Consider the following 1,134-nt stretch of genomic DNA (forward strand, 5'->3'; position numbering starts at 1 on the left):
CCGCAGGCTGTCGTAGATCGGAGCCGAGCCGGCGAGCTGGGCGACGAGAACCGCCGCAGCGGATGCCGCGGCCATCGGAACGGTGATCGCGGAGACGGCGGTCATCTCGATCACGAGCACGATGCCGGTGAAGGGTGCGCGTACCGTCGCGGCGAAGAACGCCGACATGCCGACGATCGCCATCGACACGCCGAGACCCGGATCATGAATGGGCAGAACGAGATCGGCGACGTCGGCGAAGATCGACCCCCACAGGGCGCCGACGGCGAGCAGAGGGGCGAACAGGCCACCGGGTGTCCCCGCCGCATAGGACAGCGGTCCGGCGACGAATCGCATGAGCAGCAACCCCAGAGCGCCGGGCAACAGCACGCCTTCGCCGCCCACGATGCGTTGGGAGAGGGTGTCGCCGCCACCGGCGGCGAGCGGATCGAGCACGAGCAGCAGTCCGACGATCGCCCCGATCACCGCGGCGACCACGACCGGAGGTACTCGGTGCACCGCGGAGGTGGCCGCGAGGAATCCGAGTATCAGCTTGTTGTACAGCACGCCGAGAACGCCTGTGGCGGCGCCGAACACGACGAACAGCGGCAGCAGGACCGGTGACGCGGACGCGATCGCGCCCACCGCGAAGTCGGGGCGGTCGCCGGTGATGAACCGGGAACAGGTCACGGCCGCGGCGACCGCGAACAGGGTCGGTATCACGATGCGCGTGCGGAATATTCCGGTCGCCTCCTCGAACACGAACAGGGCCCCACCGATCGGCGCGTTGAACGCGACGGCGAGCCCCGCACCCGCCACCGCGCATTCGGTGATGCGGACATCGGTTTCGGGAAGTCCTGCGCGGCGCCCGGTTTCGGTTCCGATAGCCGCACCCATGTGCACGGTCGGGCCTTCGCGACCGAGGACGAGACCCGATCCGATAGCGAGCAGCCCACCGGCGAACTTCGCGGGGACCAACCGGAGGTGCGCGGGATCGGCCTCCCCCCGGTACACCGCCTCGACGTGCTGGATTCCGCTGCCCGACGCCAACGGCACGATCCGGACGATCATTGCCGCCGCCGCGGCCCCGACCGCTGCGACGGCGACCGGGACGAGCCAGCCCGGACCGGGGGCGCGGCCGGCCCACTCCAGCAG

At 70.5% G+C, this 1,134-nt stretch carries 1 protein-coding gene; it reads right to left on the reverse strand.

The annotated features are described in order from the left end of the window. On the reverse strand, window positions 1–1,134 hold a 1,134-nt coding region (locus I0Q12_RS29565; RefSeq protein WP_197257325.1), incomplete at both ends, for a chloride channel protein.

The sequence above is a fragment of the Rhodococcus sp. CX genome (genome assembly GCF_015865005.1).
GTDB lineage: Bacteria > Actinomycetota > Actinomycetes > Mycobacteriales > Mycobacteriaceae > Rhodococcus.